The sequence below is a fragment of the Rhizobacter fulvus genome (assembly GCF_964020785.1).
On the sequence record NZ_OZ224516.1, the window covers coordinates 1,422,718 to 1,444,331 of the forward strand.

25 protein-coding genes and 2 tRNA genes are annotated in these 21,614 nt (G+C 68.9%); 12 read left to right on the forward strand and 15 right to left on the reverse strand.

What is annotated here, in order from left to right:
• Positions 1-69: 69 nt before the first annotated feature.
• Together ACWH49_RS06755 and hrcA are read right to left on the reverse strand one after the other, a co-directional pair.
• Positions 70-147 (reverse strand) — tRNA-Ile (locus ACWH49_RS06755).
• Positions 148-183: 36 nt separating this feature from the next.
• Positions 184-1,191: a heat-inducible transcriptional repressor HrcA gene (gene hrcA / locus ACWH49_RS06760; RefSeq protein WP_056465458.1), complete on the reverse strand. Its 1,008-nt coding sequence runs from the start codon at positions 1,189-1,191 to the stop codon at positions 184-186.
• A 68-nt stretch (positions 1,192-1,259) separates the two neighbouring features.
• Between hrcA and ACWH49_RS06765 the strand changes: the two genes are divergently transcribed.
• Genes ACWH49_RS06765 through ACWH49_RS06780 form a run of 4 tightly spaced genes read left to right on the forward strand, consistent with a single transcriptional unit; the run spans position 1,260 to position 5,346 of the window.
• Positions 1,260-2,135 (forward strand): NAD kinase, encoded by an 876-nt coding sequence (locus tag ACWH49_RS06765; RefSeq protein WP_448170762.1) that lies wholly within the window; start codon positions 1,260-1,262, stop codon positions 2,133-2,135.
• A 1-nt stretch (position 2,136) separates the two neighbouring features.
• Positions 2,137-3,828: a DNA repair protein RecN gene (recN, locus tag ACWH49_RS06770; protein WP_448170763.1), complete on the forward strand. Its 1,692-nt coding sequence runs from the start codon at positions 2,137-2,139 to the stop codon at positions 3,826-3,828.
• A complete protein-coding gene (gene rapZ / locus ACWH49_RS06775) occupies positions 3,825-4,727 on the forward strand; it encodes an RNase adapter RapZ (protein ID WP_448170764.1) in 903 nt (300 codons plus the stop codon). The genes recN and rapZ overlap by 4 nt, the downstream gene beginning before the upstream one ends.
• Entirely contained in the window at positions 4,720-5,346 is a 627-nt protein-coding gene (locus tag ACWH49_RS06780) for an LON peptidase substrate-binding domain-containing protein (protein WP_448170765.1), read from the forward strand. Before rapZ ends, ACWH49_RS06780 begins: the two co-directional genes overlap by 8 nt.
• Here ACWH49_RS06780 and mutY read toward each other — a convergent pair.
• The 3 genes from mutY to mutM form a co-directional block, all read right to left on the reverse strand.
• Positions 5,339-6,421, reverse strand: coding sequence for an A/G-specific adenine glycosylase (gene mutY, locus ACWH49_RS06785; RefSeq protein WP_448170766.1), 1,083 nt, complete (start codon positions 6,419-6,421; stop codon positions 5,339-5,341). The two genes, ACWH49_RS06780 and mutY, sit on opposite strands and share 8 nt — an antisense overlap.
• Positions 6,408-8,384 (reverse strand): dynamin family protein, encoded by a 1,977-nt coding sequence (locus ACWH49_RS06790; RefSeq protein WP_448170767.1) that lies wholly within the window; start codon positions 8,382-8,384, stop codon positions 6,408-6,410. The genes mutY and ACWH49_RS06790 overlap by 14 nt, the downstream gene beginning before the upstream one ends.
• Before the next feature lie 125 nt (positions 8,385-8,509).
• Positions 8,510-9,325, reverse strand: a complete 816-nt coding sequence (gene mutM, locus ACWH49_RS06795; RefSeq protein WP_448170768.1) for a bifunctional DNA-formamidopyrimidine glycosylase/DNA-(apurinic or apyrimidinic site) lyase — start codon at positions 9,323-9,325, stop codon at positions 8,510-8,512.
• Positions 9,326-9,399: 74 nt separating this feature from the next.
• On the opposite strand from mutM, the gene ACWH49_RS06800 reads away from it, so the two are divergent.
• The 8 genes from ACWH49_RS06800 (at position 9,400) to ACWH49_RS06835 (ending at position 15,638) form a co-directional block, all read left to right on the forward strand.
• Complete coding sequence (locus tag ACWH49_RS06800) at positions 9,400-11,199, forward strand: tetratricopeptide repeat protein (RefSeq protein ID WP_448170769.1); 1,800 nt, start codon at positions 9,400-9,402, stop codon at positions 11,197-11,199.
• Positions 11,196-11,729: an outer membrane lipoprotein LolB gene (locus ACWH49_RS06805; RefSeq protein WP_448170770.1), complete on the forward strand. Its 534-nt coding sequence runs from the start codon at positions 11,196-11,198 to the stop codon at positions 11,727-11,729. The genes ACWH49_RS06800 and ACWH49_RS06805 overlap by 4 nt, the downstream gene beginning before the upstream one ends.
• 2 nt (positions 11,730-11,731) lie before the next feature.
• Positions 11,732-12,601, forward strand: a complete 870-nt coding sequence (ispE, locus tag ACWH49_RS06810) for a 4-(cytidine 5'-diphospho)-2-C-methyl-D-erythritol kinase (RefSeq protein ID WP_448170771.1) — start codon at positions 11,732-11,734, stop codon at positions 12,599-12,601.
• A 40-nt stretch (positions 12,602-12,641) separates the two neighbouring features.
• Positions 12,642-12,718: transfer RNA gene (locus ACWH49_RS06815), tRNA-Gln, on the forward strand.
• Positions 12,719-12,809: 91 nt separating this feature from the next.
• A complete protein-coding gene (locus tag ACWH49_RS06820) occupies positions 12,810-13,781 on the forward strand; it encodes a ribose-phosphate pyrophosphokinase (protein ID WP_448170772.1) in 972 nt (323 codons plus the stop codon).
• Positions 13,782-13,874: 93 nt separating this feature from the next.
• Complete coding sequence (locus ACWH49_RS06825) at positions 13,875-14,519, forward strand: 50S ribosomal protein L25/general stress protein Ctc (protein WP_056465481.1); 645 nt, start codon at positions 13,875-13,877, stop codon at positions 14,517-14,519.
• Positions 14,520-14,601: 82 nt separating this feature from the next.
• Positions 14,602-15,231, forward strand: coding sequence for an aminoacyl-tRNA hydrolase (gene pth / locus ACWH49_RS06830; RefSeq protein WP_448170773.1), 630 nt, complete (start codon positions 14,602-14,604; stop codon positions 15,229-15,231).
• Positions 15,228-15,638 (forward strand): hypothetical protein, encoded by a 411-nt coding sequence (locus ACWH49_RS06835; RefSeq protein WP_448170774.1) that lies wholly within the window; start codon positions 15,228-15,230, stop codon positions 15,636-15,638. Before pth ends, ACWH49_RS06835 begins: the two co-directional genes overlap by 4 nt.
• 6 nt (positions 15,639-15,644) lie before the next feature.
• Here the strand turns inward: ACWH49_RS06835 and ACWH49_RS06840 are convergent, their stop codons facing one another.
• From ACWH49_RS06840 to ACWH49_RS06885, 10 genes are read right to left on the reverse strand one after another with little or no spacing between them, the layout of a single operon-like run.
• On the reverse strand, positions 15,645-15,905 hold the full coding sequence (locus tag ACWH49_RS06840; protein WP_448170775.1) for a YfhL family 4Fe-4S dicluster ferredoxin: 261 nt from the start codon (positions 15,903-15,905) through the stop codon (positions 15,645-15,647).
• Positions 15,906-15,920: 15 nt separating this feature from the next.
• A complete protein-coding gene (gene coaD / locus ACWH49_RS06845) occupies positions 15,921-16,424 on the reverse strand; it encodes a pantetheine-phosphate adenylyltransferase (RefSeq protein ID WP_082549052.1) in 504 nt (167 codons plus the stop codon).
• Between the two features lie 47 nt (positions 16,425-16,471).
• A complete protein-coding gene (gene rsmD, locus ACWH49_RS06850; protein ID WP_448170776.1) occupies positions 16,472-17,035 on the reverse strand; it encodes a 16S rRNA (guanine(966)-N(2))-methyltransferase RsmD in 564 nt (187 codons plus the stop codon).
• On the reverse strand, positions 17,032-17,793 hold the full coding sequence (gene hisF, locus ACWH49_RS06855; RefSeq protein ID WP_056465497.1) for an imidazole glycerol phosphate synthase subunit HisF: 762 nt from the start codon (positions 17,791-17,793) through the stop codon (positions 17,032-17,034). Before hisF ends, rsmD begins: the two co-directional genes overlap by 4 nt.
• 36 nt (positions 17,794-17,829) lie before the next feature.
• Positions 17,830-18,573 (reverse strand): 1-(5-phosphoribosyl)-5-[(5-phosphoribosylamino)methylideneamino]imidazole-4-carboxamide isomerase, encoded by a 744-nt coding sequence (gene hisA, locus ACWH49_RS06860; RefSeq protein ID WP_448170777.1) that lies wholly within the window; start codon positions 18,571-18,573, stop codon positions 17,830-17,832.
• Positions 18,574-18,598: 25 nt separating this feature from the next.
• Positions 18,599-19,255 carry an imidazole glycerol phosphate synthase subunit HisH gene (hisH, locus tag ACWH49_RS06865; RefSeq protein ID WP_448170778.1) on the reverse strand — a complete coding sequence of 219 codons (657 nt, stop codon included), beginning with the start codon at positions 19,253-19,255 and terminating at the stop codon, positions 18,599-18,601.
• A 1-nt stretch (position 19,256) separates the two neighbouring features.
• Positions 19,257-19,862, reverse strand: a complete 606-nt coding sequence (hisB, locus tag ACWH49_RS06870) for an imidazoleglycerol-phosphate dehydratase HisB (RefSeq protein WP_448170779.1) — start codon at positions 19,860-19,862, stop codon at positions 19,257-19,259.
• On the reverse strand, positions 19,862-20,947 hold the full coding sequence (gene hisC / locus ACWH49_RS06875) for a histidinol-phosphate transaminase (RefSeq protein ID WP_448170780.1): 1,086 nt from the start codon (positions 20,945-20,947) through the stop codon (positions 19,862-19,864). The genes hisB and hisC overlap by 1 nt, the downstream gene beginning before the upstream one ends.
• Entirely contained in the window at positions 20,944-21,393 is a 450-nt protein-coding gene (locus ACWH49_RS06880) for a PIN domain-containing protein (RefSeq protein ID WP_448170781.1), read from the reverse strand. Before ACWH49_RS06880 ends, hisC begins: the two co-directional genes overlap by 4 nt.
• On the reverse strand, positions 21,374-21,610 hold the full coding sequence (locus tag ACWH49_RS06885; RefSeq protein ID WP_056465510.1) for a hypothetical protein: 237 nt from the start codon (positions 21,608-21,610) through the stop codon (positions 21,374-21,376). Before ACWH49_RS06885 ends, ACWH49_RS06880 begins: the two co-directional genes overlap by 20 nt.
• Between the last annotated feature and the right edge of the window lie 4 nt (positions 21,611-21,614).

Here is a 21,614-nt window from a genome sequence, read left to right on the forward strand (position 1 = left end):
TCCCCGGCTGGCCATCGATCGCCATGCTCCGCGATCCAATCAGAGAATTGCTCTCTGACACACACTAATTGGTAGGCCGCCCGTGAGTCGAACACGGCACCAACAGATTATGAGTCTGCTGCTCTAACCATCATGAGCTAGCGGCCCGGCGTGCGGGGATTGTAGGCAGCGCGCGGCGCGCCGCTACTTCGTGCTCAACGCGTTGGTCACCAGCCGCGACGTGATGTCGACGATCTGGATCATCCGGTCGTACGCCATCCGCGTCGGCCCGATCACGCCGAGCGTGCCGACGATCTGGCCGTTGACCTCGTACGGCGCCGAGACCACCGACAGCTCCTCGAACGGCACCACCATGCTCTCGCCGCCGATGTAGATGCGCACGCCCTCGGCGCGGCTGCTGACCTCGAGCAGGCGCATCAGCTGCGTCTTCTGCTCGAAGACGTCGAACAGCTTGCGCAGGCTGCCCATGTCGCTGGAGAAGTCCTGCACTGTCAGCAGGTTGCGCTCGCCGCTGATCACGACCTGCTCCTGGCTGTCGGCGTGGGCCTCGCTGCCGGCCTGGACCGCGGCCTGCATCAGCGTGGCGATCTCGCCGCGCAGCGCGTCGACCTCGGTCTTCAGACGCTCGCGCACCTCCTCGATCGTGCGGCCGCGGTAGTTCGCGGTCAGGTAGTTGCTGGCCTCGATCAGCTGCGACTGGGTGTAGTCCTGGGCGGTGAAGATCACGCGGTTCTGCACGTCCCCGTCAGGCGCGACCAGGATCACCAGCACACGCCGCTCGCTCAGGCGCATGAACTCGATGTGATGGAACACGCTCGCCTTGCGCGGCGCGGTGATCACGCCGACGAAGCTCGACAGGTTGGACAGCAGCTGCGCCGCGTTCGCGATCACGCGTTGCGGCTGGTCGGGCGGCAACTGCGGCGTCGGCGGGGCGTTGGCCAGCGGCTGCGCGGTCAGCATCGTGTCGACGAACAGGCGGTAGCCCTTGGGCGTCGGGATGCGGCCGGCGCTGGTGTGCGGGCTGACGATCAGGCCGAGGTCTTCCAGGTCGGCCATCACGTTGCGGATCGTCGCCGGCGACAGCTCCAGGCCACTGGCCCGCGACAGCGTGCGCGAACCCACCGGCTGGCCATCGGCGATGTACTTCTCGACCAGGGCCTTCAGCAGTGTTTTAGCGCGCTCGTCCAGCATGTCGTCATTGTAGGCGGCGGGCCCTTTCAAGGCCGGTTTGCAGGGGGTGCTGTGGTGTAATCCCGCGCATGTCCAGCCCCTTCCGTCACGCCGCGCTCGTGGGCAAATACCAGGCCCAGGGCATCCGCGGCGTGCTGGAGGACATCGCGCAGTTCCTGGTGCGGCAGGGGCTCGAGGTCTCGCTCGAACGCCAGACCGCGCTGAACACCGGCATCGATGGCTACGGCGCCCTGACCGCCGACGAACTCGGCCGCGACTGCGACCTCGCGGTCGTCGTCGGCGGCGACGGCACGATGCTGGGCATCGCGCGCCAGCTCGCCCGCTACGGCACCCCGCTGGTCGGCATCAACCAGGGGCGGCTGGGCTTCATCACCGATGTGAACATCGGCCAGTTCGCCGAGGCCCTCGCGCCGATGGTCGCCGGCGACTACATCGAGGAACGCCGCACGATGCTCGAAGGTGGCGTGTGGCGTGACGACGCGCAGATATTCGAGGGCTACGCGATGAACGACGTGGTCGTGAGCCGCGGCGCGGCGGCGAGCATGGTCGAGCTGAAGGTCGACATCGGCGACGAGTTCGTCGCGAACTTCCGCTCCGACGGCCTGATCATCGGCTCGCCGACCGGATCGACCGCCTACGCGCTGTCGGCCGGCGGCCCGATCCTGCATCCTGGCATCAAGGGCTGGGTGCTGGTGCCGATCGCGCCGCACGACCTCTCGAACCGGCCGATCGTGCTGCCCGACACCGGCGACATCCACATCGAGATCGTCGCCGGGCGCGACGCGAGCGTCAGCTTCGACATGCAGTCGCTCGCCAGCCTGCTGCACGGCGACCGCGTGCGGGTGCGGCGTTCGGCGAACCAGGTGCGGTTCCTGCATCCGCAAGGCTGGAGCTACTACGCGACGCTGCGCCGCAAGCTGCACTGGAACTCCGGGGTGAACTGAGGTGTTGAGGCGCTTGTCCCTCCGCGATTTCGTGATCGTCGCTGCGCTCGAAGTGGAACTCGACGCCGGCTTCTCGGTGCTGACCGGCGAGACCGGCGCGGGCAAGTCGATCCTGGTCGACGCGCTGCAGCTCGCGCTCGGCAGCCGCGGCGATGCGGGCGTGGTCCGCGAAGGCGCGGCGCGGGCCGAGATCGGCGCCGAGTTCGACACGCCGGCGAGCTTGTCCGGCTGGCTCGACGAAGGCGGGTTCGAGAGCGCCGAGACGCTGCTGCTGCGCCGCACGATCGATGCGCAGGGCAAGAGCCGCGCGTGGATCAACGGCAGCCCGGCGACGATTGCGCAGCTGCGCGAGGCCGCCGATCACCTCGTCGACATCCACGGCCAACATGCTTGGCAGAGTCTGACGCGCGGGCCGTCGATACGCGGCCTGCTCGACGCGTTCGCGGGCATCGACAGCACCCCGCTGGGCGCACTGTTCTCGCAATGGAAGCGCGCCACCGAGGCACTGGCCGCCGCCGGCACACAGCAGGCAGGGCTGGAACGGGAACGCGAGCGCCTGGCGTGGCAGATCGGCGAGGTCGCCAAGCTCGCACCGGGCGACGACGAGTGGGCCGAACTCGAGGCCGAGCACAAGAAGCTCGCGAACGGACAGGCGCTGATGGATGCGGCGCGCAGCGCGCTCGATGCCCTCTCCGACGCCGACGACAACGCCGACGCCCTCACCGGCCGCGCGCTGCACGCGCTCGAAGGCGTGGCCGCGTACGACGCGCAGCTGGCGTCGCTGATCGAGGTGCTGCAAAGCGCGCAGGCCCAGTTGCAGGACGCGGCCCACACGCTCAGCGGCTACCTGAACCACACCGACCTCGAGCCGCAGCGGCTGCAGGCGCTGGACGAGCGGCTGTCGGCCTGGATGAGCCTGGCACGGCGCTATCGGCGCCCGCCGCAGGAGTTGCCCGCCGTGCTCGCCCAATGGCAAGCCGAGTTGCGCGCGCTCGACGCTGCGGCCGATCTCGAGGCGCTGGAACGTGACGTGGCGCGCTCCCTCGCCGACTTCGAGACCGAGGCCAAGCGCATCTCCACGGCCCGCCGCGCGGCCGCGCCGAAGCTCGCCCGCGCGGTGACGCAGGCGATGCAGCAGCTCGGCATGGCCGGCGGCGCATTCGAGGTCGCACTGCTGAAGCAGGACGCCCCGCAATCGTTCGGTACCGAGTCGGCCGAGTTTCTGGTCGCCGGCCATGCGGGCAGCACGCCGCGGCCGCTCGGCAAGGTGGCGTCCGGCGGCGAGCTGTCGCGGATCGCGCTGGCGATCGCAGTCACGACCAGCCAGTTGCAGAACAAGGACGCCGCCGCGACCCTGATCTTCGACGAGATCGATGCCGGCGTTGGCGGCGCGGTGGCCGAGACGGTCGGCCGGCTGATGAAACAGCTCGGCCGCGACCGGCAGGTGCTGGCCGTCACCCACCTGCCCCAGGTCGCGGCCTGCGCCGATCATCACTTCGTCGTCTCGAAGCAGTTGCGCGACGGGCTCACGTTGAGCGAAGTCAACGCCGTCGGCGGCGAGGTGCGGGTGGCCGAGGTCGCGCGCATGCTCGGCGGCGAGCGGCTGTCCAACACCAGCCTCGCGCACGCGCAGGAGATGCTCTCGGTCGGCGCCGACGCGACGCCGGCCCCACGCGGGCGCAAGCGCTCATGAGCGACGCCGCGGCCTTCACGTCGTCGCCGCGCGAGATCGTGCTGGTGACCGGCATCTCGGGCTCCGGCAAGTCGGTGGCGCTGCATGCCCTCGAGGACGCCGGCTTCTTCTGCGTCGACAACCTGCCGCCCGAACTGCTGCGCGAGTTCCTCCAGATCGAACACGGCCGGCACGACCGGCGCCTGGCGATCGCGGTCGACGTGCGCAGCGCCGGCTCGCTGCCGCACCTGCTGCCGCTGATCCAGCAGCTGCGCGCCGAAGGCATCGCGATCCAGGTGATCTTCCTCGACGCAAGCACCGACGCGCTGGTGCGGCGCTTCTCCGAGACGCGCCGCCCGCATCCGCTCTCGGCCGAGGTGCGGGCCGACGATTCCGATGCGCGCCACGCGCTGGTCGACGCGATCGAGATCGAGCGCGGCCTGCTGGCCGAGCTGCGCGAACTCGCGACCGTCGTCGACACCAGCCAGCTGCGCGCCGCGCAGCTGCGCCTGTGGATTCGCGACCTGGTGCGCGCGGGCAGCAACCGGCTGACGCTGGTGTTCGAGAGCTTCGCGTTCAAGCACGGCGTGCCGCTGGACGCGGACTACGTGTTCGACGTGCGCGTGCTGCCGAACCCGCACTACGTGCCCGAACTGCGCCCGCTGACCGGTCGCGACGCGCCGGTCGCCGACTACCTGCGCGCGCAGCCCGAAGTGGGCGAGATGCTCGGCCAGATCGAGGCCTTCATCGCACGCTGGCTGCCGGCCTTCGAGGCCGACCAGCGCAGCTACCTGACGGTGGCGATCGGCTGCACCGGCGGCCAGCACCGCTCGGTGTATTTCGCACAGGTGCTGGCCGAGCGGTTCCGCAGTCGGTCGGCGACGCTGATCCGGCATCGCGAGCTCGACGCGCGTGACTAGCCCGTCCACCACGAGCGGCGCGACGCTGCCGCTGTTCCCGTTGCAGGCGGTTCTGTTCCCGGGGGGCCTGCTCGGGCTCAAGGTGTTCGAGGCGCGCTATGTCGACCTGATCGCCACGTGCCTTCGCACCGACAGCGGCTTCGGCGTCGTGATGCTGAACCGGGGCAGCGAGGCCGGCGCGCGAGCCACGGCGGTCTCGTTCGAGGCGATCGGCACGCGCGCCGCCGTGCTCGACGTGGACAGCGCGCAGCCGGGCATCCTGCAGGTGCGCTGCGCCGGCACGCAGCGCTTTCGCGTCGAGTCCAGTCGACAGCAGCCCGACGGCTTGTGGGTGGCCGACGTGACGGACGTCGAGGATGACCCGGTGGTCGCGCCGACGCCGGCGATGCTGCCGACGGTGCGCGCGCTCGCGACGACGATCGCGACACTGAAGGCGCAGGGCGAGGCGCCATTCCAGTCGCCCTACCACTTCGAGGACGCGGGCTGGGTCGCGAACCGCTGGTGCGAGATCCTGCCGCTGCCGCGCGCCGCCAAGCAGAAGCTGATGGAACTGCCCGACGCCGGCGTGCGCCTTCAGCTGGTCGACGAATTCCTGCGCAGCAAGGGGCTCCTCAGCTGACCGGGTCGGCCGGTGCGGCGTGCGCCAGCAGCAGCTTGCGCAGCGGCGCCGGCAGGCCGAGCCCCAGCGCTTCGTCGAGGCCGAACCAGCGGCCAGCGGGCCAGGCACTGGTCAGCAGGTTGCGTTGCGCGGCATCCAGACGCTCGGGCAGCGTCCAGCGGACCGGGTGCAGCGTCCAGTCGAGGTGCGTCAGCACATGCGTGAAGCTGGGCAGCGATTCGGCCGCGCCGGGCCAGCCGGCACTCGCCGCGTCGAACGCGGCACGTGACTCGAACTCCGGCAGGCTCCACAGGCCGGCCCACACGCCGGTGGCCGGTCGTTGCCCCAGCCAGACCTCGTCGTCCGACTGCAGCCACAGCCACACGTGCTCGCGCGTGCCGCGCTTGCGCTTGCGGGTCTTGACCGGGTAGCGCTGCGGCGTCCCGGCGTGCTCGGCCGCGCACAGCGCCTGCACCGGACAGAGCAGGCAGGCCGGCGAGCGCTGGGTGCACAGCGTCGCGCCCAGGTCCATCAGCCCCTGCGTGTACGACTCGATGTCGCGCTCCGGCAGCAGCGCGGTCGCCTCGGCCCACAGCGCGCGCTCCTGCTTCGCCTCGGCCAGGTCGCCCTCGAACGCCAGCACGCGGGTCAGCACGCGCTTGACGTTGCCGTCGAGGATCGCGACCCGCTCGCCGAAGCAGAACGCCGCGATCGCCGCGGCGGTCGAGCGGCCGATGCCGGGCAGCGTCATCAGCGCCGCGCTGCCGGCCGGGAAGCGCCCGCCGTGCTGCGTGACGACCGCCTGCGCGCAGGCATGCAGGTTGCGCGCGCGGCTGTAGTAGCCCAGGCCGCTCCACAGCGCGAACACGTCGTCGAGCGACGCGGCGGCGAGCGCGCCGACATCCGGAAAGCGCTGCAGGAAGCGTTCGTAGTAGCCGAGCACGGTCGCGACCTGGGTCTGCTGCAGCATGATCTCGGACAGCCAGACGCGGTACGGGTCGCGGGTGTTTTGCCACGGCAGCGTGTGGCGGCCGTGGGTGCGCTGCCAGTCGATCAGGCGCGTCGCGAACGACGCGCCGGTCTCAGGCCTGGGCACGCGCGGCGGGCAACTCGAGCGAGATCAGGTCGTTGCCGGCCACCGGGCCCGCGCGCGCCTGGTCGCGCAACGCATCGAAGCGCTCGTGCACGCGCCGCGCCAGGCCCTGCAGGCGCTCGTCCTGCGCTTCGAGCTCGGCGATGCGCGCCTCCAGGTCGCTGGCGGCGGACTGCACCCGCTCGAGCGATTCGCGGCGACGGCGGAAGTTGCGGCGCCGCTCGCGCAGCTGCGAATCGACCTGCGACGAAGTCGCCTTGTTCCACAGCTCGAGCTCGGCGCTCGCGTTCTCGAACACGACGCGCAGCTTGGACACCAGCATGCGGCGGAACTGCTCCATGAACCGCGACTGCGACAGACGCAGCGCATGGGTCAGCCCGAGGTACTGCACGTAGTTGCTCTCGATCTCGTCGAGCTCGGTCCTGAAGCGCCCGAGGTCGGGCGACCGCGTCATCGACAGGCTGAAGCCGAATTCGCCGTTGAGCCGGCTGAACGAGGCGCCGAGCATGTCGCGGATCTCGTTGCTGCGGGTCTGCGCGCCGTCCAGGAGCTGGCGCAGCCGGCCGCACAACGCGACGAAGGACTTCCTGGCGCCGAGGTTCAGCAGCGAGGCATGCATCTGCGCCTGCATCGCCGCCACTTCGTCGCGCAAACGGTCGGACGACAGGCCGAGCAGTGCGTCCTTCAGCATGCGGCTGTGGACGACACGCAAAGCTTGCAGCTTGACGGTGCACTGCTCGAATTCCGCTGTCTCGGCATCGACGCGCGCGAGCATCAGCCGCAGCTTGCCGCTGCTCTTGCCGCGCAGGCCGCGCAGCTCGAGCGTCTGCTCGGCGAGCTGACGCCGATGATCGCCCAGGCGCCGGCTGACGTGGGTCTCGAGCTGCTGTGCGCCGTCGAGCACGACCTGCTCGAGCACCTGGCGGCGCTGCGGCAGCAGCTGCGACCCGAGCGCGGCTTCGAGCGCCGGCAGGCGGCTTTCGAGCAGGCCCCGGTCGTCACCGGCGACGCGCGCCGCGAGCGCCTGACGCGCGGACAACGGGAACACCCGGTCGACGTCGATGCCGAGCGTGCGCGCGGTGTCGGCGCATTGCGCGACGATCTGCAGATCGATCTGCTGCTCGGTCGCGAGCGGGTCGCGCAGCGCGTCGATCTTGTTCAGCACGACGAAGCGGGCCGGCGCATGCGTGCCGAGGTGATCGCGCCAGACGCCGAGATCGGACTTGGTCACACCGGTGTCGGCACCCAGGATGAAGACGGTGGCGTGCGCGCTCGGCAGCAGGCTCAGCGTCAGCTCGGGCTCCGCACCGATCGCGTTGAGGCCCGGCGTGTCGAGCACGACCAAGCCCTGCTTGAGCAACGGATGCGGATAGTTGATCAGCGCGTGGCGCCAGGCCGGCACCTCGACGCGGCCGGCGTCGTCGACCGGCGGGTTGTCGTCGGGGTGATCGTCGTCCCAGAAGCCGAGTTCGCGTGCGCGGTCGCGGGTGACCCAGCGCGTGCGCGTCACTTCCTGCAGCGATTCGGCCAGGCGCTCGGGGTCGCTGATCTCCAGCGGACGCACCGTCCACGCACGGCGTTGCGTGCGCAACTCGGCGAGCGAAAGGCCCTCGAGCCGGGTCTCGATCGGCAGCAGCATCAGCGCCGCGTTCTCCTCGCCGTTCCACGCCAGTTCGACCGGGCACATCGTGGTGCGGCCCGGCGTCGCCGGGAGCACGCGCCGGCCGGTGTCGGCGAAGAAGATCGCATTGATCAGCTCGGACTTGCCGCGCGAGAACTCGGCGACGAATGCGACCACGAGCTTCTCGCTCGCCAGGCGCTCGCCCAGCGCACCGAGCTGCACCGCCGCCTGCGCATCGACCATGTCGTGATCGGCCAGGTAGCGAGACACATCGTCGAGCCGCCGGCCGAGCGTCATGCGCCAGCCGCTGAGGGCGTCGAGGCTGATCGCGAACGAAGGCGTCATGGGCGTTTGGCTGGGCAGAGCTCCGATGGGCGGCCATGGTAGCGCAGGGGGTATCCGCGCAACCGGGGGAAACATCTGCTCACCACGGCGTTCGCTGCAAACCGCGAATCTTTGCTCAATTGTGACTAGCGGCGCTGGCAGCCGGGGCAGAAAAACGTCGCGCGCTGGCCCTGAACGATGCGCCGTATGGTGCCGTTGCAACGCACGCAAGGCTGGCCTTCCCGCCCGTAGACCCGCGCATGCAGCTGGAACTGGCCAGCCATGCCGTGCGCGTCGCTGAAGTTGCGCAGCGTCGAGCCGCCGAGGTCGAGCGCGCGGGCGAGCGTGTCGCGCACGGCCTGCGCGAGCCGGTCGCAGCGCGGGCGGCTGATTCGATCGCTGCGCGCGCGCGGATCGATGCCCGCCTCGAACAAGGCCTCGCAGGCGTAGATGTTGCCGGCACCGACGACGATCGCGCCACCCAGCAGCGCCTGCTTGATGGCCCCGCGGCGGCCGCGCAGCGCGGCGTGCAGGTGGGCGCCGTCGAAAGCCGGATCGAACGGCTCCAGCCCGAGCCCGGCGAGCAGCGTGGCGGCCGGGCCCGCGTCGAGCGCCGGCGACCAGACGACGGCGCCGAAGCGGCGCGGGTCGGTCAGCCGCAGCGTGCCGCGCGCGGTGACGAGGTCGAAGTGGTCGTGCGGCCCCGGCGTACCGACGACGGAGTGGAAGGCGAGCGATCCCGACATGCCCAGGTGCATCAGCAGCCCGCCGCGTTCGAGCGGCAGCCACAAATATTTACCCCGCCGCGACACCTCGCCGACGGCCTGAGAGACCAGCGTCTCCGGCGGACAGCCGAGCGGCCAGCGCAGCGGCTTGCCCAGGCGCACCGCCTCGACCCGGGCACCGCGGATGCGCTCGGCAAAGCTCAGGCGGGTGACCTCGACTTCGGGCAGTTCGGGCATGCGGGGAATTATCGGGGCCTGCGGCAGTCGCACCCTGCCCACCTAGAATGAAACGCAGCTTCAGGAGCACTTCCATGCCTTCGTCCAACCCTCGCGCACCGGCGCTGTCGTCGCTGCTGGCCGCGCTGCTGATCTCCGCCTCGGCGGCCCAGGCGCAGGTCGCGGAGCCCGCATCGAAGGTGCAAAACTCGGCCCTCAACGCGCCGCTGTTCCAGCAGTTGCTGATCGGCGAGATCGAACTGCGTGAAGGCGATCCGGCGGCCGCGTATCAGCTGATCCTCGACGCCGCCCGTCGCACCAAGGACGAGCAGCTGTTCCGCCGCGCCACCGAAATCGCGCTGCAGGCCCGCGCCGGCGACGAGGCCCTGGTGGCAGTGCGCGCATGGCGCCAGGCGGCGCCGGATTCGCTCGACGCGCTGCGCTTCCAGGTCCAGTTGCTGGTGCAGTTGAACCGCACCGCGGACGTGGTGGAGCCGCTGCAGGCGCTGATCGCGGCGACGCCGGTGGATCAACGTTCGGTGCTGATGAACGCGCTGCCGCGCTTCCTCGCGCGCAGCAGCGACCGCACGCAGGCGGCGCAGATCATCGAGCAGGTGCTGCTGCCGTATGCCGACCTGCCGGAGACGCGCGTCGCGGTGCGTGTGGCCATCGGTCGCGGCTGGCTCGGCGCAATCAACGGCGAGAAGGCGCTCGCGCTGGCCAAGAGCGCGCACGAGATGGACCGCAGCGCCGAAGCGCCGGCCGGGCTCGCGCTGGAAATGCTGCCGGGCACGCCGGCCGCCGAGGAGATCGTCAAGGACCACCTGGCAGCCAAGCCGGACAGCAATGCGGTGCGCCTGATCTACGTGCGCACGCTGCTCGGCTCGCAGCGGCTGGTGGAGGCCACCGCCGAGCTCGAGACGCTGACCCGCAACTCGCCGACGCTGCCGCAGGCCTGGCTCACGCTCGGCGCACTGCACGTTCAACTGCGCGAGCCGGAAGCCGCCACGGCTGCGCTGACCAAGTACGTCGAGCTGATCCAGGCCTCCGACATGCCGGCCACCGACACCGCGGCCGCCGCCGCGACCAGGGACGATGGCGATGATCCGCCGCCCGCCTCGAAGGAAGAGGCGTTGACCCGCGGTTACCTGCTGCTCTCGCAGGCCGCCGATCAGCGCAAGGACTTCAAGGACGCCGAAGCCTGGCTCGCGAAGATCGACAACCCGAAGCGCGCGCTCGAGGTGCAGGCGCGGCGGGCGTCGCTGCTGGCGCGCGAAGGCAAGGTCGCGCAAGCGCGCGAGCTGATCCGCCGCCTGCCGGAGAAGACGCCGGAGGACGCGCGCGGCAAGGTGCTGGCCGAGGCGCAGGTGCTGCGCGACGCCAAGCTCTGGCGCGATGCGAACGACGTGCTGGCGCAGGGCAACAAGAAGTTCCCGGACGATGTCGACCTGATCTACGAGCAGTCGATGATGGCCGAGAAGCTCAATCGCTTGGCCGACATGGAGCGCCTGCTGCGCCGGGTGATCGAGCTCAAGCCGGACCATCAGCACGCCTACAACGCGCTCGGCTATTCGCTCGCCGAGCGCAACGTGCGCCTGCCCGAGGCGCGCACGCTGATCAAGAAGGCGCTGGAGCTGAGCCCGGGCGAACCGTCGATCACGGACAGCCTGGGCTGGGTCGAGTACCGCCTGGGCAACCGCGACGAAGCGGTGCGCCTGCTGCGCGAGGCGTATCGCGGCCAGCCCGATGCCGAGATTGCCGCGCACCTCGGCGAGGTGCTGTGGGTCAACGGCCAGACCGACGAGGCGCGCCGCATCTTCGCCGAGGGCCGCAAGCGCGACGCCAACAACGAGGTGCTGCGCGAGACCCTGGCGCGGCTGCGCGTCGGATTGTGAACTGGCGCGTCCGGGGCGCGGCGCTGGCGATGGCGCTGCTGATGGCGGGGTGCGCATCGGTCTCGCAGCTGGCGCCGCCGGCCGGCGACACGTTGTCGGGTCGGCTCGCGGTGCGCGTGGAGGCCGGCGACAACACGCCGGCCCGCGCCGAGAATGCCGCCTTCGAGTTGCAGGGCAGTTCGAGCGCCGGGCGCCTGAACCTCACGACGCCGCTGGGCAGCACGGTCGCCCAGGCACGCTGGGCGCCGGGTGCGGTGGTGCTCAGCACGCCGCAAGGCGAGCGGCGGTTCGCCGATCTCGACGAACTGACCCGCGAGGTGCTCGGCGAGAGCGTGCCGCTGGCCGCCCTGTTCGACTGGCTGCGCGGCCGGCCCTGGCCTGGCGCGCCGAGCACGGCCGGCGCCACCTCGAGCGGGTTCGCACAACTCGGCTGGGCGGTGGACCTCGCCCGCTTCGACGAAGGCTGGGTCGTCGCGCGGCGCGAACGCGCACCGCAGGTGACGGTGCGCGCGCGCCTGGAGAAGCCGTGAGCGTGACGGCGTTCTACGACATCGCCGCGCCGGCGAAGCTGAACCTGTTCCTGCACGTCGTCGGGCGCCGCGCCGACGGCTACCACTTGCTGCAGTCGCTGTTCGTGCTGATCGACTGGGGCGACACGCTGCACATCGAGCGCCGCACCGACGGCCGGCTGGCACGCCACGACCTGGGCGCTGCGCTGCCGGAGGACGACCTGTGCCTGCGCGCCGCGCGGCTGCTGCAGGCCGAGAGCGGTGCCGAATTCGGCGCGGACATCTCGATCGCGAAGTCGGTGCCGTGGGGCGCGGGCATGGGCGGCGGCAGCTCCGACGCCGCCTCGACGCTGCTCGTGTTGAACCGCCTGTGGCAGCTGGATTGGCCCCGCAAGCGACTGCTCGGGCTGGCCCTGAAGCTCGGCGCCGACGTGCCCTTCTTCGTCGGTGGGCACAACGCGCTGGCCGAAGGCATTGGCGAGCGCCTGACGCCCGTCGCCGTCCCCGCGCAGTGGCTGGCCGTCGTCAAGCCGCCTGCGGCGATCGAAACCCGTGCCATTTTTGCCAGCCCGCTGCTGGTTCGTCGCCCCGAAGCTGCTATACTTGAAAGCTTCGCTGGAAACGCCCCGCAGGGCTACCTGGAACCCGGTTACGGGGCCAACGACCTGCAGGCAGCAGCGGAGGCAGAATGCGCGCAGGTGGTTCAGGCGGCGTCGATATTGCAGCAGCAGTTCGGCAACAGCCGCATGACGGGTTCGGGCAGTGCGGTGTTCGCGAGAGCGGGCACGGGCGCACAACCCTCGGCAGAAATGCCGGCGCTGGCGGCGGGGTGGACCGGCAGGATGTGCCGCAGCCTCGATGAACACCCGCTCGTCGGGTGGGCCGCGGACTGAAGCAGTTGCGGTGGGCAGGAGCGATTCTGCCGACCTGTGTAGGGGAGTCGCCAAGTTGGTTAAGGCATCGGATTTTGATTCCGACATGCGAAGGTTCGAATCCTTCTTCCCCTGCCAAACGTTTTGAGCCCGGCAGCACCGGGCGGTTCTGATCCCGGCACGGCCGGGTGGCTTGGTCCCGGCACCCCGGGCGTTCGTGAATCCCGGGATGACTAACGTGCTGTTCAACACCTTGCTGTTCACCGGGAATGCGAATCCTGCGCTGGCGCAGGAGATCGCGACCCACCTCGGCGTCGAACTCGGCAAGGCCCGCGTGGGCCGCTTCTCCGACGGCGAAGTCGACTGCGAGATCCAGCAGAACGTCCGCGCCCGCGACATCTTCGTTGTCCAGCCGACCTGCGCGCCGACCAACGAGAACCTGATGGAGTTGTGCATCATGGTCGATGCACTGCGGCGCGCCTCGGCGCGCCGCGTCACCGCCGTGATCCCGTACTACGGCTATGCCCGCCAGGACCGCCGGCCGCGCTCTACACGCGTGCCGATCAGCGCCAAGGTCGTGGCCAACATGCTCGAGGCCGTCGGCGTCGAACGTCTGCTGACGATGGACCTGCACGCCGACCAGATCCAGGGCTTCTTCAACATCCCGGTCGACAACATCTACGCGTCGCCGGTGCTGCTGTCCGACCTGCAAAGCAAGCGCTACGACGACCTGGTGGTCGTCTCGCCGGACGTGGGCGGCGTGGTCCGCGCCCGTGCGCTGGCCAAGCAGCTGAACTGCGACCTGGCGATCATCGACAAGCGCCGCCCGAAGGCGAACGTCTCGGAAGTGATGCACGTCATTGGCGAGATCGACGGCCGCACCTGCGTCATCATGGACGACATGACCGACACCGCCGGCACGTTGGTCAAGGCGGCCGAGGTGCTGAAGGAACGTGGCGCGAAGCGCGTGTTCGCGTACTGCACCCACGCCGTGTTCTCGGGCCCGGCGGTCGAGCGCATCAAGAATTCGCAGCTCGACGAGGTCGTGATCACCAACACGATCCCGCAGAACGACGACGTCAAGAGCTGCCCGAAGGTACGCCAGCTGTCGGTGGCCTTCCTGTTCGCCGAGACGATCCGCCGCATCTCGGACGGCGAATCCGTCACGTCGCTGTTCGCCGAACAGAACTCGAACTTCTAGCAGAACAAGGGGGTTCGCCCCCGCGTCGCGTGGCCGGTTGGCCGCGCGTTTTACGAAGGACCTGGTCGCGGGCCTTCACATTTGGAGCTATCAATGAAATTCACCGCTTACGAGCGCACGTTGCAGGGGACCGGAGCGAGCCGCCGCCTGCGCAATGCGCAAAAGGTTCCGGGCATCGTCTATGGCGCGGGCACTCCGGCCATGATCGAGCTCGATCACAACGCCCTCTTCTTCGCACTGAAGAAGGAAGCGTTCCACTCGTCGCTGCTCGAGATGGACCTCGGCGGCAAGACCGAGCAGGTCCTGCTGCGCGACTACCAGATGCACCCGTTCCGACCGATCGTGCTGCACGTCGACTTCCAGCGCGTCGATGCGACGACCAAGATCGTCAAGAAGGTGCCGCTGCACTTCATCAACGAAGAAAACTCGCCGGCCGTCAAGATCGACAGCAACGTCGTCAACCACGTCGCGACCGAGCTGCGCATCTCGTGCCTGGCTTCGCAGCTGCCCGAGTTCCTGACGATCGACCTGGCCGAGCTGACCAAGGGCCAGACCCTGCACGTCAACGACATCAAGCTGCCCGCCGGCATCAAGGTGATGACGCAAGGCAAGCCGAACCCGGTGATCGTCTCGGCCGTGGCGCAAGCCGCTGAAGAAGAGATCGTGGCACCCGTCGTGACCGCCGCGCCGGCCGAGAAGAGCAAGGCCAAGAAGACCGAAAAGCAAAACAAGAAGTAAGAGCGAGCGCACCCGTCAGGGTGATACGCGGCCCCACCTCGGTGGGGCTTTTTTTCGCCTGCCCCATTCGATAATCCGCACCATGATTCGACTCCTTGTTGGCCTCGGCAACCCCGGCCCTGAATACGAAGACACCCGCCACAACGCGGGCTTCTGGTTCATCGATGCGGTCGCGCGCGAGCTGAAGGCGAACCTGGTTCCGGAGCGCAGCTACTTCGGCCTCGCGGCGCGCGTGAACCGGCCCGACGGGCCGGTCTGGTTGCTCGAGCCGATGACCTTCATGAACCTGTCCGGCAAGTCGGTTGGCGCCCTGGCGCGCTTCTTCAAGATCGCGCCGGCCGAGATCCTGGTCGCGCACGACGAGCTCGATCTGCTGCCTGGCCAGGTGAAGATGAAGTTCGGCGGCAGTCACGCCGGCCACAACGGGCTGAAGGACATCCAGGCCCAGCTCGGCAGTGCCGATTTCTGGCGGCTGCGGCTGGGCATCGGTCATCCGGGCGTGAAGGCCGAGGTCGTCAACTACGTGCTGCGCAAGCCGATGGCCGATCACCGCGAAGCGATCGACAAGTCGATCGAGCAGGCGCTGACCGCGCTCGATTTGCTGTTTGCCGGCGACATGGACCGCGCGCTGATGAAGGTGCACGCCAAGCCGCCGCGGCCCAAGCCGCCGCGCGCTCCCGCGTCGGAACCACCGAAGGAGAAAGACGAATGAAGCCGCTCGCCATTGCCCTGCTCGTCGCGTTCGCCGTCACGCCTGCGCTCTCGCAAACGGTCTACCGCTGCGGCAACACGTACTCCCAGGTGGCTTGCGTACAAGGGCGCGCCGTGGACATCGACGACTCGCGCACCGCGTCGCAGCAGGCAGAAGCACGACGCGTGGCGGTCGATGAAAGGCGCCTTGCCGACGACATGCGCCGCGATCGATTGGCGCAAGCGCGCGACGCGCGCCCCGCCGGCGCGTCGAACCTCGGCGGCGCACCGTCGGTCCGTCAGGTCGCGCTGGTCACGCCGACCGTCCAGCACAAGAAGAAGGGCAAGCGCCTGGCGAAAGCGCCGTTTCAGCCCGTCGAGGAGCTCGTCATCGAGCCCGCGCCGCGCGCGCGCCGCAACGGCGCCTGAGGCAGGTCAGCCCGCCGTGGCCGCGGCCTGCAGCCGGCGGTACTTCTGCCACAGCGTCTCTTGGGATTCCACGTGTTCCGGGTTCACCGGGATGCAATCGACCGGGCAGACCTGCACGCACTGGGGCTCGTCGAAATGGCCGACGCACTCCGTGCACTTGGCCGGATCGATCTGATAGAAGTCCACGCCCATCGAGATCGCCTGGTTCGGGCACTCGGGTTCGCAGACATCACAGTTGATGCATTCGTCGGTGATCAGCAGGGCCATGGTGGAGCGTCTCGCTCAGTCCTCGGTCGCCTTGACGCGTTGATGCAGGCGACTCAGCACCGAGGGTGACACGAACTTGGAGACATCACCGCCCAAGGTGGCAATCTCGCGCACGAAGGTGCCCGACACGAACTGGTAGCGGTCGCCGGGCGTGAGGAACACGGTCTCGACTTCGGGCATCAGCTGGCGGTTCATCCCGGCCATCTGGAATTCGTATTCGAAGTCGCTGACGGCGCGCAGCCCGCGCACCACGACCTTGCCTTCGTTGCCGACGACGAAATCGCGCAGCAGGCCGCGGAACGCCATCACCTCGACGTTCGGGTACTTGGCGGCCAGTTCGGTCGCGATGTCGAGCCGTTCGGCGATCGTGAACATCGTGCGTTTGTGGTGACCCGCGGCGACCGCGACGATCAGGCGCTCGAACAACCGGCTGGCGCGGCGCATCAGGTCTTCGTGACCGAGCGTCATCGGATCGAAAGTGCCCGGGTAGACGGCAGTCAGTTTCGTCACGGAGGTCAAGGGGCGCTCCCGGCGGTTGGTTCCGGCCGCAGTGTAGCCGGGCCGATTCAGGCCGAGTCGGTTCGCTGCAACAGGTGGAAATGCACGGCGCCGGCACGGCCCTGGCGGTGCACTTTCAGTCCGGCCCGCGGGGAGATCCCCTGCCCCGCCTCGACATAGACGAAGCCATCGGGCGCCACCAGACGCTGCGCCAACGCCAGCGACGGCTCGACCAACGGCAGATCGAACGGCGGGTCGATGAACACGAGCTCGAACGAATCCGGCGGGCAGCGCGCCATCCACGCGAGCGCATCGACGTTCTCGATGCGCAGCGCGTCGGCCTTCAGGCGCAGCTTGGAAGCGGTCAGCGCGGCGGCGAGCCGGCGGTCGCGTTCGAGCAGCACGACATTCGACGCACCGCGCGAAGCGGCCTCGAAGCCGAGCGCACCGGAACCGGCGAACGCGTCGAGACAGCGCCAGCCGCCCAGGTCCTGGCCGAGCCAGTTGAACAGGGTCTCGCGCACGCGGTCCGGCGTGGGGCGCAGCCCCGGCGCATCGGCCACGGGCAGCTTGCTGCGCTTCCACTGGCCGCCGATCAGGCGCACTTCACTGCGCCGTGCGGCGGCCGTCATGTTCGAACCGGAATGCCGTCGCGTGCCATCAGCGCCTTGGCCTGACCGACGCTGAACTCGCCGTAGTGGAAGATGCTCGCGGCAAGCACCGCGTCGGCACCGCCGATGCGGATGCCCTCGGACAGGTGCTCGAGCGCGCCTACGCCGCCCGAGGCGATCACCGGCACGCTGACCGCGTCGCTGACGGCGCGGGTCAGCGCCAGGTCGAAGCCTATCTTGGTGCCGTCGCGGTCCATGCTGGTCAGCAGGATCTCGCCCGCGCCCTGCGCGGTCATCCGTTTCGCCCACTCGACGGCGTCGAGCCCGGTGTTCTTGCGACCGCCATGGGAATAGACGTCCCAGCCGCTGCGATCGGCACGTGCCTTGGCGTCGATCGCGACGACGATGCATTGCGCGCCGTACTTGGCCGAGGCGTCGTGGATGACCTGCGGGTCGGCGATCGCCGCGGAATTGAAGCTGACCTTGTCGGCGCCCGCGTTCAACAGCCGCCGCACGTCCGCCACGGTGCGCACACCGCCGCCCACCGTCAGCGGGATGAACACTTGCGACGCGACCGCCTCGATGATGTGCAGGATCAGGTCGCGCCCGTCGCTGGTGGCGGTGATGTCGAGGAAGGTCAGCTCGTCCGCGCCCTGGTCGTTGTAGCGCGCGGCGATCTCGACCGGGTCGCCGGCATCGCGCAGCTCGACGAAGTTGACGCCCTTGACGACACGGCCGCCGGTCACGTCCAGGCAGGGGATGATGCGCTTGGCAAGCATGTCAGGGCTTGCCTCGTGGGCCTTCGAGCATCGCGCTCAGGCGCCGTTGAGCTCGTCGGCGCGGCTCTGCGCAGCAGCGAAGTCGAGATCGCCGCTGTAGATCGCACGGCCGCAGATCACGCCTTCGACGCCCTGGTCCTCTACCGCGCACAGTTGCTCGATGTCGGCGATGTTGCTCAGGCCGCCCGAGGCGATCACGGGAATGGTCAGCGCCTGCGCGAGCTTGACGGTCGCGTCGATGTTGATGCCACTGAGCATGCCGTCGCGGCCGATGTCGGTGTAGATCACGCCCTCGACGCCGTAGTCCTGGAACTTCTTCGCCAGGTCGACGACCTCGTGGCCGGTCAACTTGCTCCAGCCGTCGGTCGCGACCTTGCCGTCCTTCGCGTCGAGGCCGACGATGATGTGGCCGCCGAACGCGGAACACGCGTCACGCAGGAAGCCCGGGTTCTTCACTGCGGCGGTGCCGATGATGATGAAGCTCAACCCGTCGTCCAGGTAGCGCTCGATCGTGTCGAGGTCGCGGATGCCGCCACCCAGCTGCACCGGGATCTCGTCGCCGACCTCGGCGAGGATCGCCTTGATCGCGCCCTCGTTGACCGGTTTGCCGGCGAAGGCACCGTTCAGGTCGACGAGGTGCAGGCGGCGCGCGCCGGCGTCGACCCAGCGCCGCGCCATGCGTGCCGGGTCCTCGCTGAAGGTGGTGGAGTCGTTCATGTCGCCCTGCTTGAGGCGGACACAGTGACCGTCTTTCAGGTCAATCGCGGGAATCAACAGCATGGCCGGGGCGAGGCAGAAAACGCGCTCAGGGAGTCCAGTGGAGGAAGTTGCGGTAGAGCGCCAAGCCGTGGTCGGCGCTCTTTTCGGGGTGGAACTGGGTCGCGAAAATGTTATCTCGCGCCAGCGCACAGGTAAAGCGCGTTCCGTAGTCGGTTTCCCCCGCGCTGTGGCGCGGGTCGGACGGGCGCGCGTAGAAGCTGTGGACGAAATAGAAGTACGCGCCGTCGGGCACGCCCTCCCAGATCGAGTGCGGCCGCACCTGCAGAACGCGGTTCCAGCCCATCTGCGGCACCTTGTAGCGGCTGCCGTCGGGCTGAAGTTGCCCGTCGAGGTGAAAGCGGTGCACGCCACCGGGGATCAGGTCCAGGCCCGGGGTCCCCCCAGCAGGACCTTCGTCGCTGGTGGTCAGCAGCATCTGCATGCCGACGCACACGCCCATCAGCGGCTTGTTGGCTGCCGCGTGCAGCACAGCTTCCCGCAGGCCGGAGCGGCGCAGTTCGCTCATGCAGTCGGGCATCGCGCCCTGTCCGGGCAGCACGATGCGCTCGGCGGCGAGGACCTCGTCGGGGTTCGACGTGACGATCACCTCGAAGTCGGTGTCGCGCGCCACGTGCATGACCGCCTGCGACACCGAGCGCAGGTTGCCCATGCCGTAGTCGACCACGGCGACGGTACGCTTCATGTCAGAGCGACCCCTTGGTCGACGGGATCACACCCGCCGCGCGCGGATCGATCTCCAGCGCCATGCGCAGCGCGCGCGCAAAGGCCTTGAAGATCGTCTCGCATTGGTGGTGCGCGTTGTCGCCGTGCAGGTTGTCGATGTGCAGCGTCACGCCGGCGTGGTTCGAGAAACCCTGGAAGAACTCGTAGACCAGCTGGGTGTCGAGCGCGCCGATCATGCCGCTCTTGAAGTCGACCCGCATGTGCAGGCCCGGCCGGCCGGAGAAGTCGATCACGACGCGCGACAGCGCCTCGTCGAGCGGCACGTACGCGTGGCCGTAGCGCCGCAGGCCCTTCTTGTCGCCGACCGCCTTGGCCATGGCCTGGCCGAGCGTGATGCCCACGTCCTCGACGGTGTGGTGGCCGTCGATGTGCAGGTCGCCCTTGGCCTCGATGTCCAGATCGATCAGGCCGTGGCGGGCGATCTGGTCCAGCATGTGGTCGAAGAAGCCGATGCCGGTCGAGAAACTGGCGGCACCGGTGCCGTCCAGGTTCAGCGCGACGCGGATCTGCGTCTCGTTGGTGTTGCGGACGAATTCCGCCAGGCGGGGAGCGGTCGGTTCGGTCATCACAGGCTCGCTTTCAGCGCGTCGATCATCAGCATGTTTTCCTTGGGCGTGCCCACCGTCAGGCGCAGGCAGTTCTTCAACAACGGGTGCAGCCCTTCGATGTTCTTGACCAGCACGCCGCGAGCCTTCATGCCCTCGAACGCGCGCTTCGAATCGGGCACGCGCACCAGGATCATGTTCGCCTCGCTCGGGAACGGCTGCGCGCCCGGCAGCTCGGCCAGCACGCGCAACAGCTCGGCGCGCTCGGTGCGCAGCACCTCGGCCTGCGCGGCGAACTCGGCGGCGTGCTCGAGCGCGAACAGCGTCGCCTCGGCGTTGAGCGCGCTGATGTTGTAGGGCGGGCGGACCTTGTCGATCTCGTCGATCAACGCCGCCGCGCCGACCAGGTAGCCCAGGCGCACCCCGGCCAGGCCGAACTTGCTGAGTGTGCGCATCACCAGCACATGCTCGTGCTGCGCCACCTTGTCCATCCAGGTGCGCGACGAGAACGGCTGGTACGCCTCGTCCATCACGACCAGGCCGTCCTGCCGGCCGACGGCGGTGACGATGCGCTCGACGGCACCGGCGTCGAACAGGTTTGCGGTCGGGTTGTTCGGGTAAGCCAGGTAGGTGATCGCCGGGCGATGCGTCTCGATTGCCGCGAGCATCGCGGCCTCGTCGAGTTCGAAGCTCGCGGTGGTCGGCACGCCGATGAACCCCAGGCCCTGCAACTTGGCCGACATGCCGTACATCACGAAGCCCGGCAGCGGCGCGAGGATCTTCGCCCCGGGCAGGTCGCACGCCATCGCCAGCAGCGAGATCAGCTCATCGGACCCGTTGCCCAGCATCAGCTTGCAGCCGGCAGGCAACTTGACGTAGGCCGAGAGCGCGGCGATCACGTCGGCCACGCACACCACCGGATAGCGGTTGATCGCGACCTGGCCCAGCCGCTCGCCCAGTTCGCGCTGCAGCGGCTCGGGCAGGCGAAACGGGTTCTCCATCGCGTCCAGTTTGACCAGGCCGGTGCTGTCCTGGATCGCATAGGCGTGCATCGACTGGATGTCCTGGCGGATGACGCGGTCGATCCGGTGCTGAAGGGAACTCATGCGGCAGGGGCGTCGAGCACGTCGGGCCCGACAAGAAAGGGATTGAGGATCTGCACGCTGTCGATCGTCTGTTCGTGTTGCAGGTCTTCGGTCAGCAGGTAGCGGCAACCTTGGGCCTTGGCGGAGGCGACGATCAGCGAATTCCAGTAGCTGAAGCCGAAGCGGCTCTCGACCGCCCAGGCCGTCTCGACCGTGGCGTGGTCCGGTACCCACGGCTGCCAGCGCTGGTAGCGGCGCACCTCCGCCCGCGCGTCGCCCGCCGCCATCGCAGGTTTGAGCTTTTTCGTCACGTTGACGTAGAACTCGTTCAACACCTGCGCGCTCAGGCGCCCGGAGCGCCTCGTCCACAGGACCTGCAGCCACTCGACGGCGCTTACCTGCTTGGCAGGATCGGCACCGTCTTCGCTGTAGATCAAGACATTGGTGTCAACGAAGACCGCGGTCATGGATCTCGTCTCGCAGGGGATAGGGGCGGCCGTCGGACTTCCAGGTGCGGTCACGGCTGAGCCATTCGTTCATCGCACGCTCGTAGGCATCGTCATGCCGCATCTTCTCTGCCAGCATCTCGCCGACCAGGCGCGAGACGCTGGTGTTGCGGCGCGCGGCCTCGATGCGAGCCCAATCGGCCACGCTGTCTTCCATTGTCACGGTCACGTTCTTCATAAAC

Excerpts from the sequence above, each read along its gene's own strand:
- rsmD (WP_448170776.1), bottom strand. The coding sequence starts at position 17,035 with ATGACGGCCGCCGCACGGCGCAGTGAAGTGCGCCTGATCGGCGGCCAG.
- hrcA (WP_056465458.1), bottom strand. The coding sequence starts at position 1,191 with ATGCTGGACGAGCGCGCTAAAACACTGCTGAAGGCCCTGGTCGAGAAG.
- mutM (WP_448170768.1), bottom strand. The coding sequence starts at position 9,325 with ATGCCCGAACTGCCCGAAGTCGAGGTCACCCGCCTGAGCTTTGCCGAG.
- hisH (WP_448170778.1), bottom strand. The coding sequence starts at position 19,255 with ATGAAGCGTACCGTCGCCGTGGTCGACTACGGCATGGGCAACCTGCGC.
- ACWH49_RS06840 (WP_448170775.1), bottom strand. The coding sequence starts at position 15,905 with ATGGCCCTGCTGATCACCGACGAATGCATCAACTGTGATGTCTGCGAA.
- ACWH49_RS06765 (WP_448170762.1), top strand. The coding sequence starts at position 1,260 with ATGTCCAGCCCCTTCCGTCACGCCGCGCTCGTGGGCAAATACCAGGCC.
- ACWH49_RS06880 (WP_448170781.1), bottom strand. The coding sequence starts at position 21,393 with ATGACCGCGGTCTTCGTTGACACCAATGTCTTGATCTACAGCGAAGAC.
- ACWH49_RS06825 (WP_056465481.1), top strand. The coding sequence starts at position 13,875 with ATGAAATTCACCGCTTACGAGCGCACGTTGCAGGGGACCGGAGCGAGC.
- ACWH49_RS06835 (WP_448170774.1), top strand. The coding sequence starts at position 15,228 with ATGAAGCCGCTCGCCATTGCCCTGCTCGTCGCGTTCGCCGTCACGCCT.
- rapZ (WP_448170764.1), top strand. The coding sequence starts at position 3,825 with ATGAGCGACGCCGCGGCCTTCACGTCGTCGCCGCGCGAGATCGTGCTG.
- hisB (WP_448170779.1), bottom strand. The coding sequence starts at position 19,862 with ATGACCGAACCGACCGCTCCCCGCCTGGCGGAATTCGTCCGCAACACC.
- ACWH49_RS06885 (WP_056465510.1), bottom strand. The coding sequence starts at position 21,610 with ATGAAGAACGTGACCGTGACAATGGAAGACAGCGTGGCCGATTGGGCT.
- hisC (WP_448170780.1), bottom strand. The coding sequence starts at position 20,947 with ATGAGTTCCCTTCAGCACCGGATCGACCGCGTCATCCGCCAGGACATC.
- ACWH49_RS06820 (WP_448170772.1), top strand. The coding sequence starts at position 12,810 with ATGACTAACGTGCTGTTCAACACCTTGCTGTTCACCGGGAATGCGAAT.
- hisF (WP_056465497.1), bottom strand. The coding sequence starts at position 17,793 with ATGCTTGCCAAGCGCATCATCCCCTGCCTGGACGTGACCGGCGGCCGT.
- pth (WP_448170773.1), top strand. The coding sequence starts at position 14,602 with ATGATTCGACTCCTTGTTGGCCTCGGCAACCCCGGCCCTGAATACGAA.
- ACWH49_RS06800 (WP_448170769.1), top strand. The coding sequence starts at position 9,400 with ATGCCTTCGTCCAACCCTCGCGCACCGGCGCTGTCGTCGCTGCTGGCC.
- hisA (WP_448170777.1), bottom strand. The coding sequence starts at position 18,573 with ATGCTGTTGATTCCCGCGATTGACCTGAAAGACGGTCACTGTGTCCGC.
- ACWH49_RS06790 (WP_448170767.1), bottom strand. The coding sequence starts at position 8,384 with ATGACGCCTTCGTTCGCGATCAGCCTCGACGCCCTCAGCGGCTGGCGC.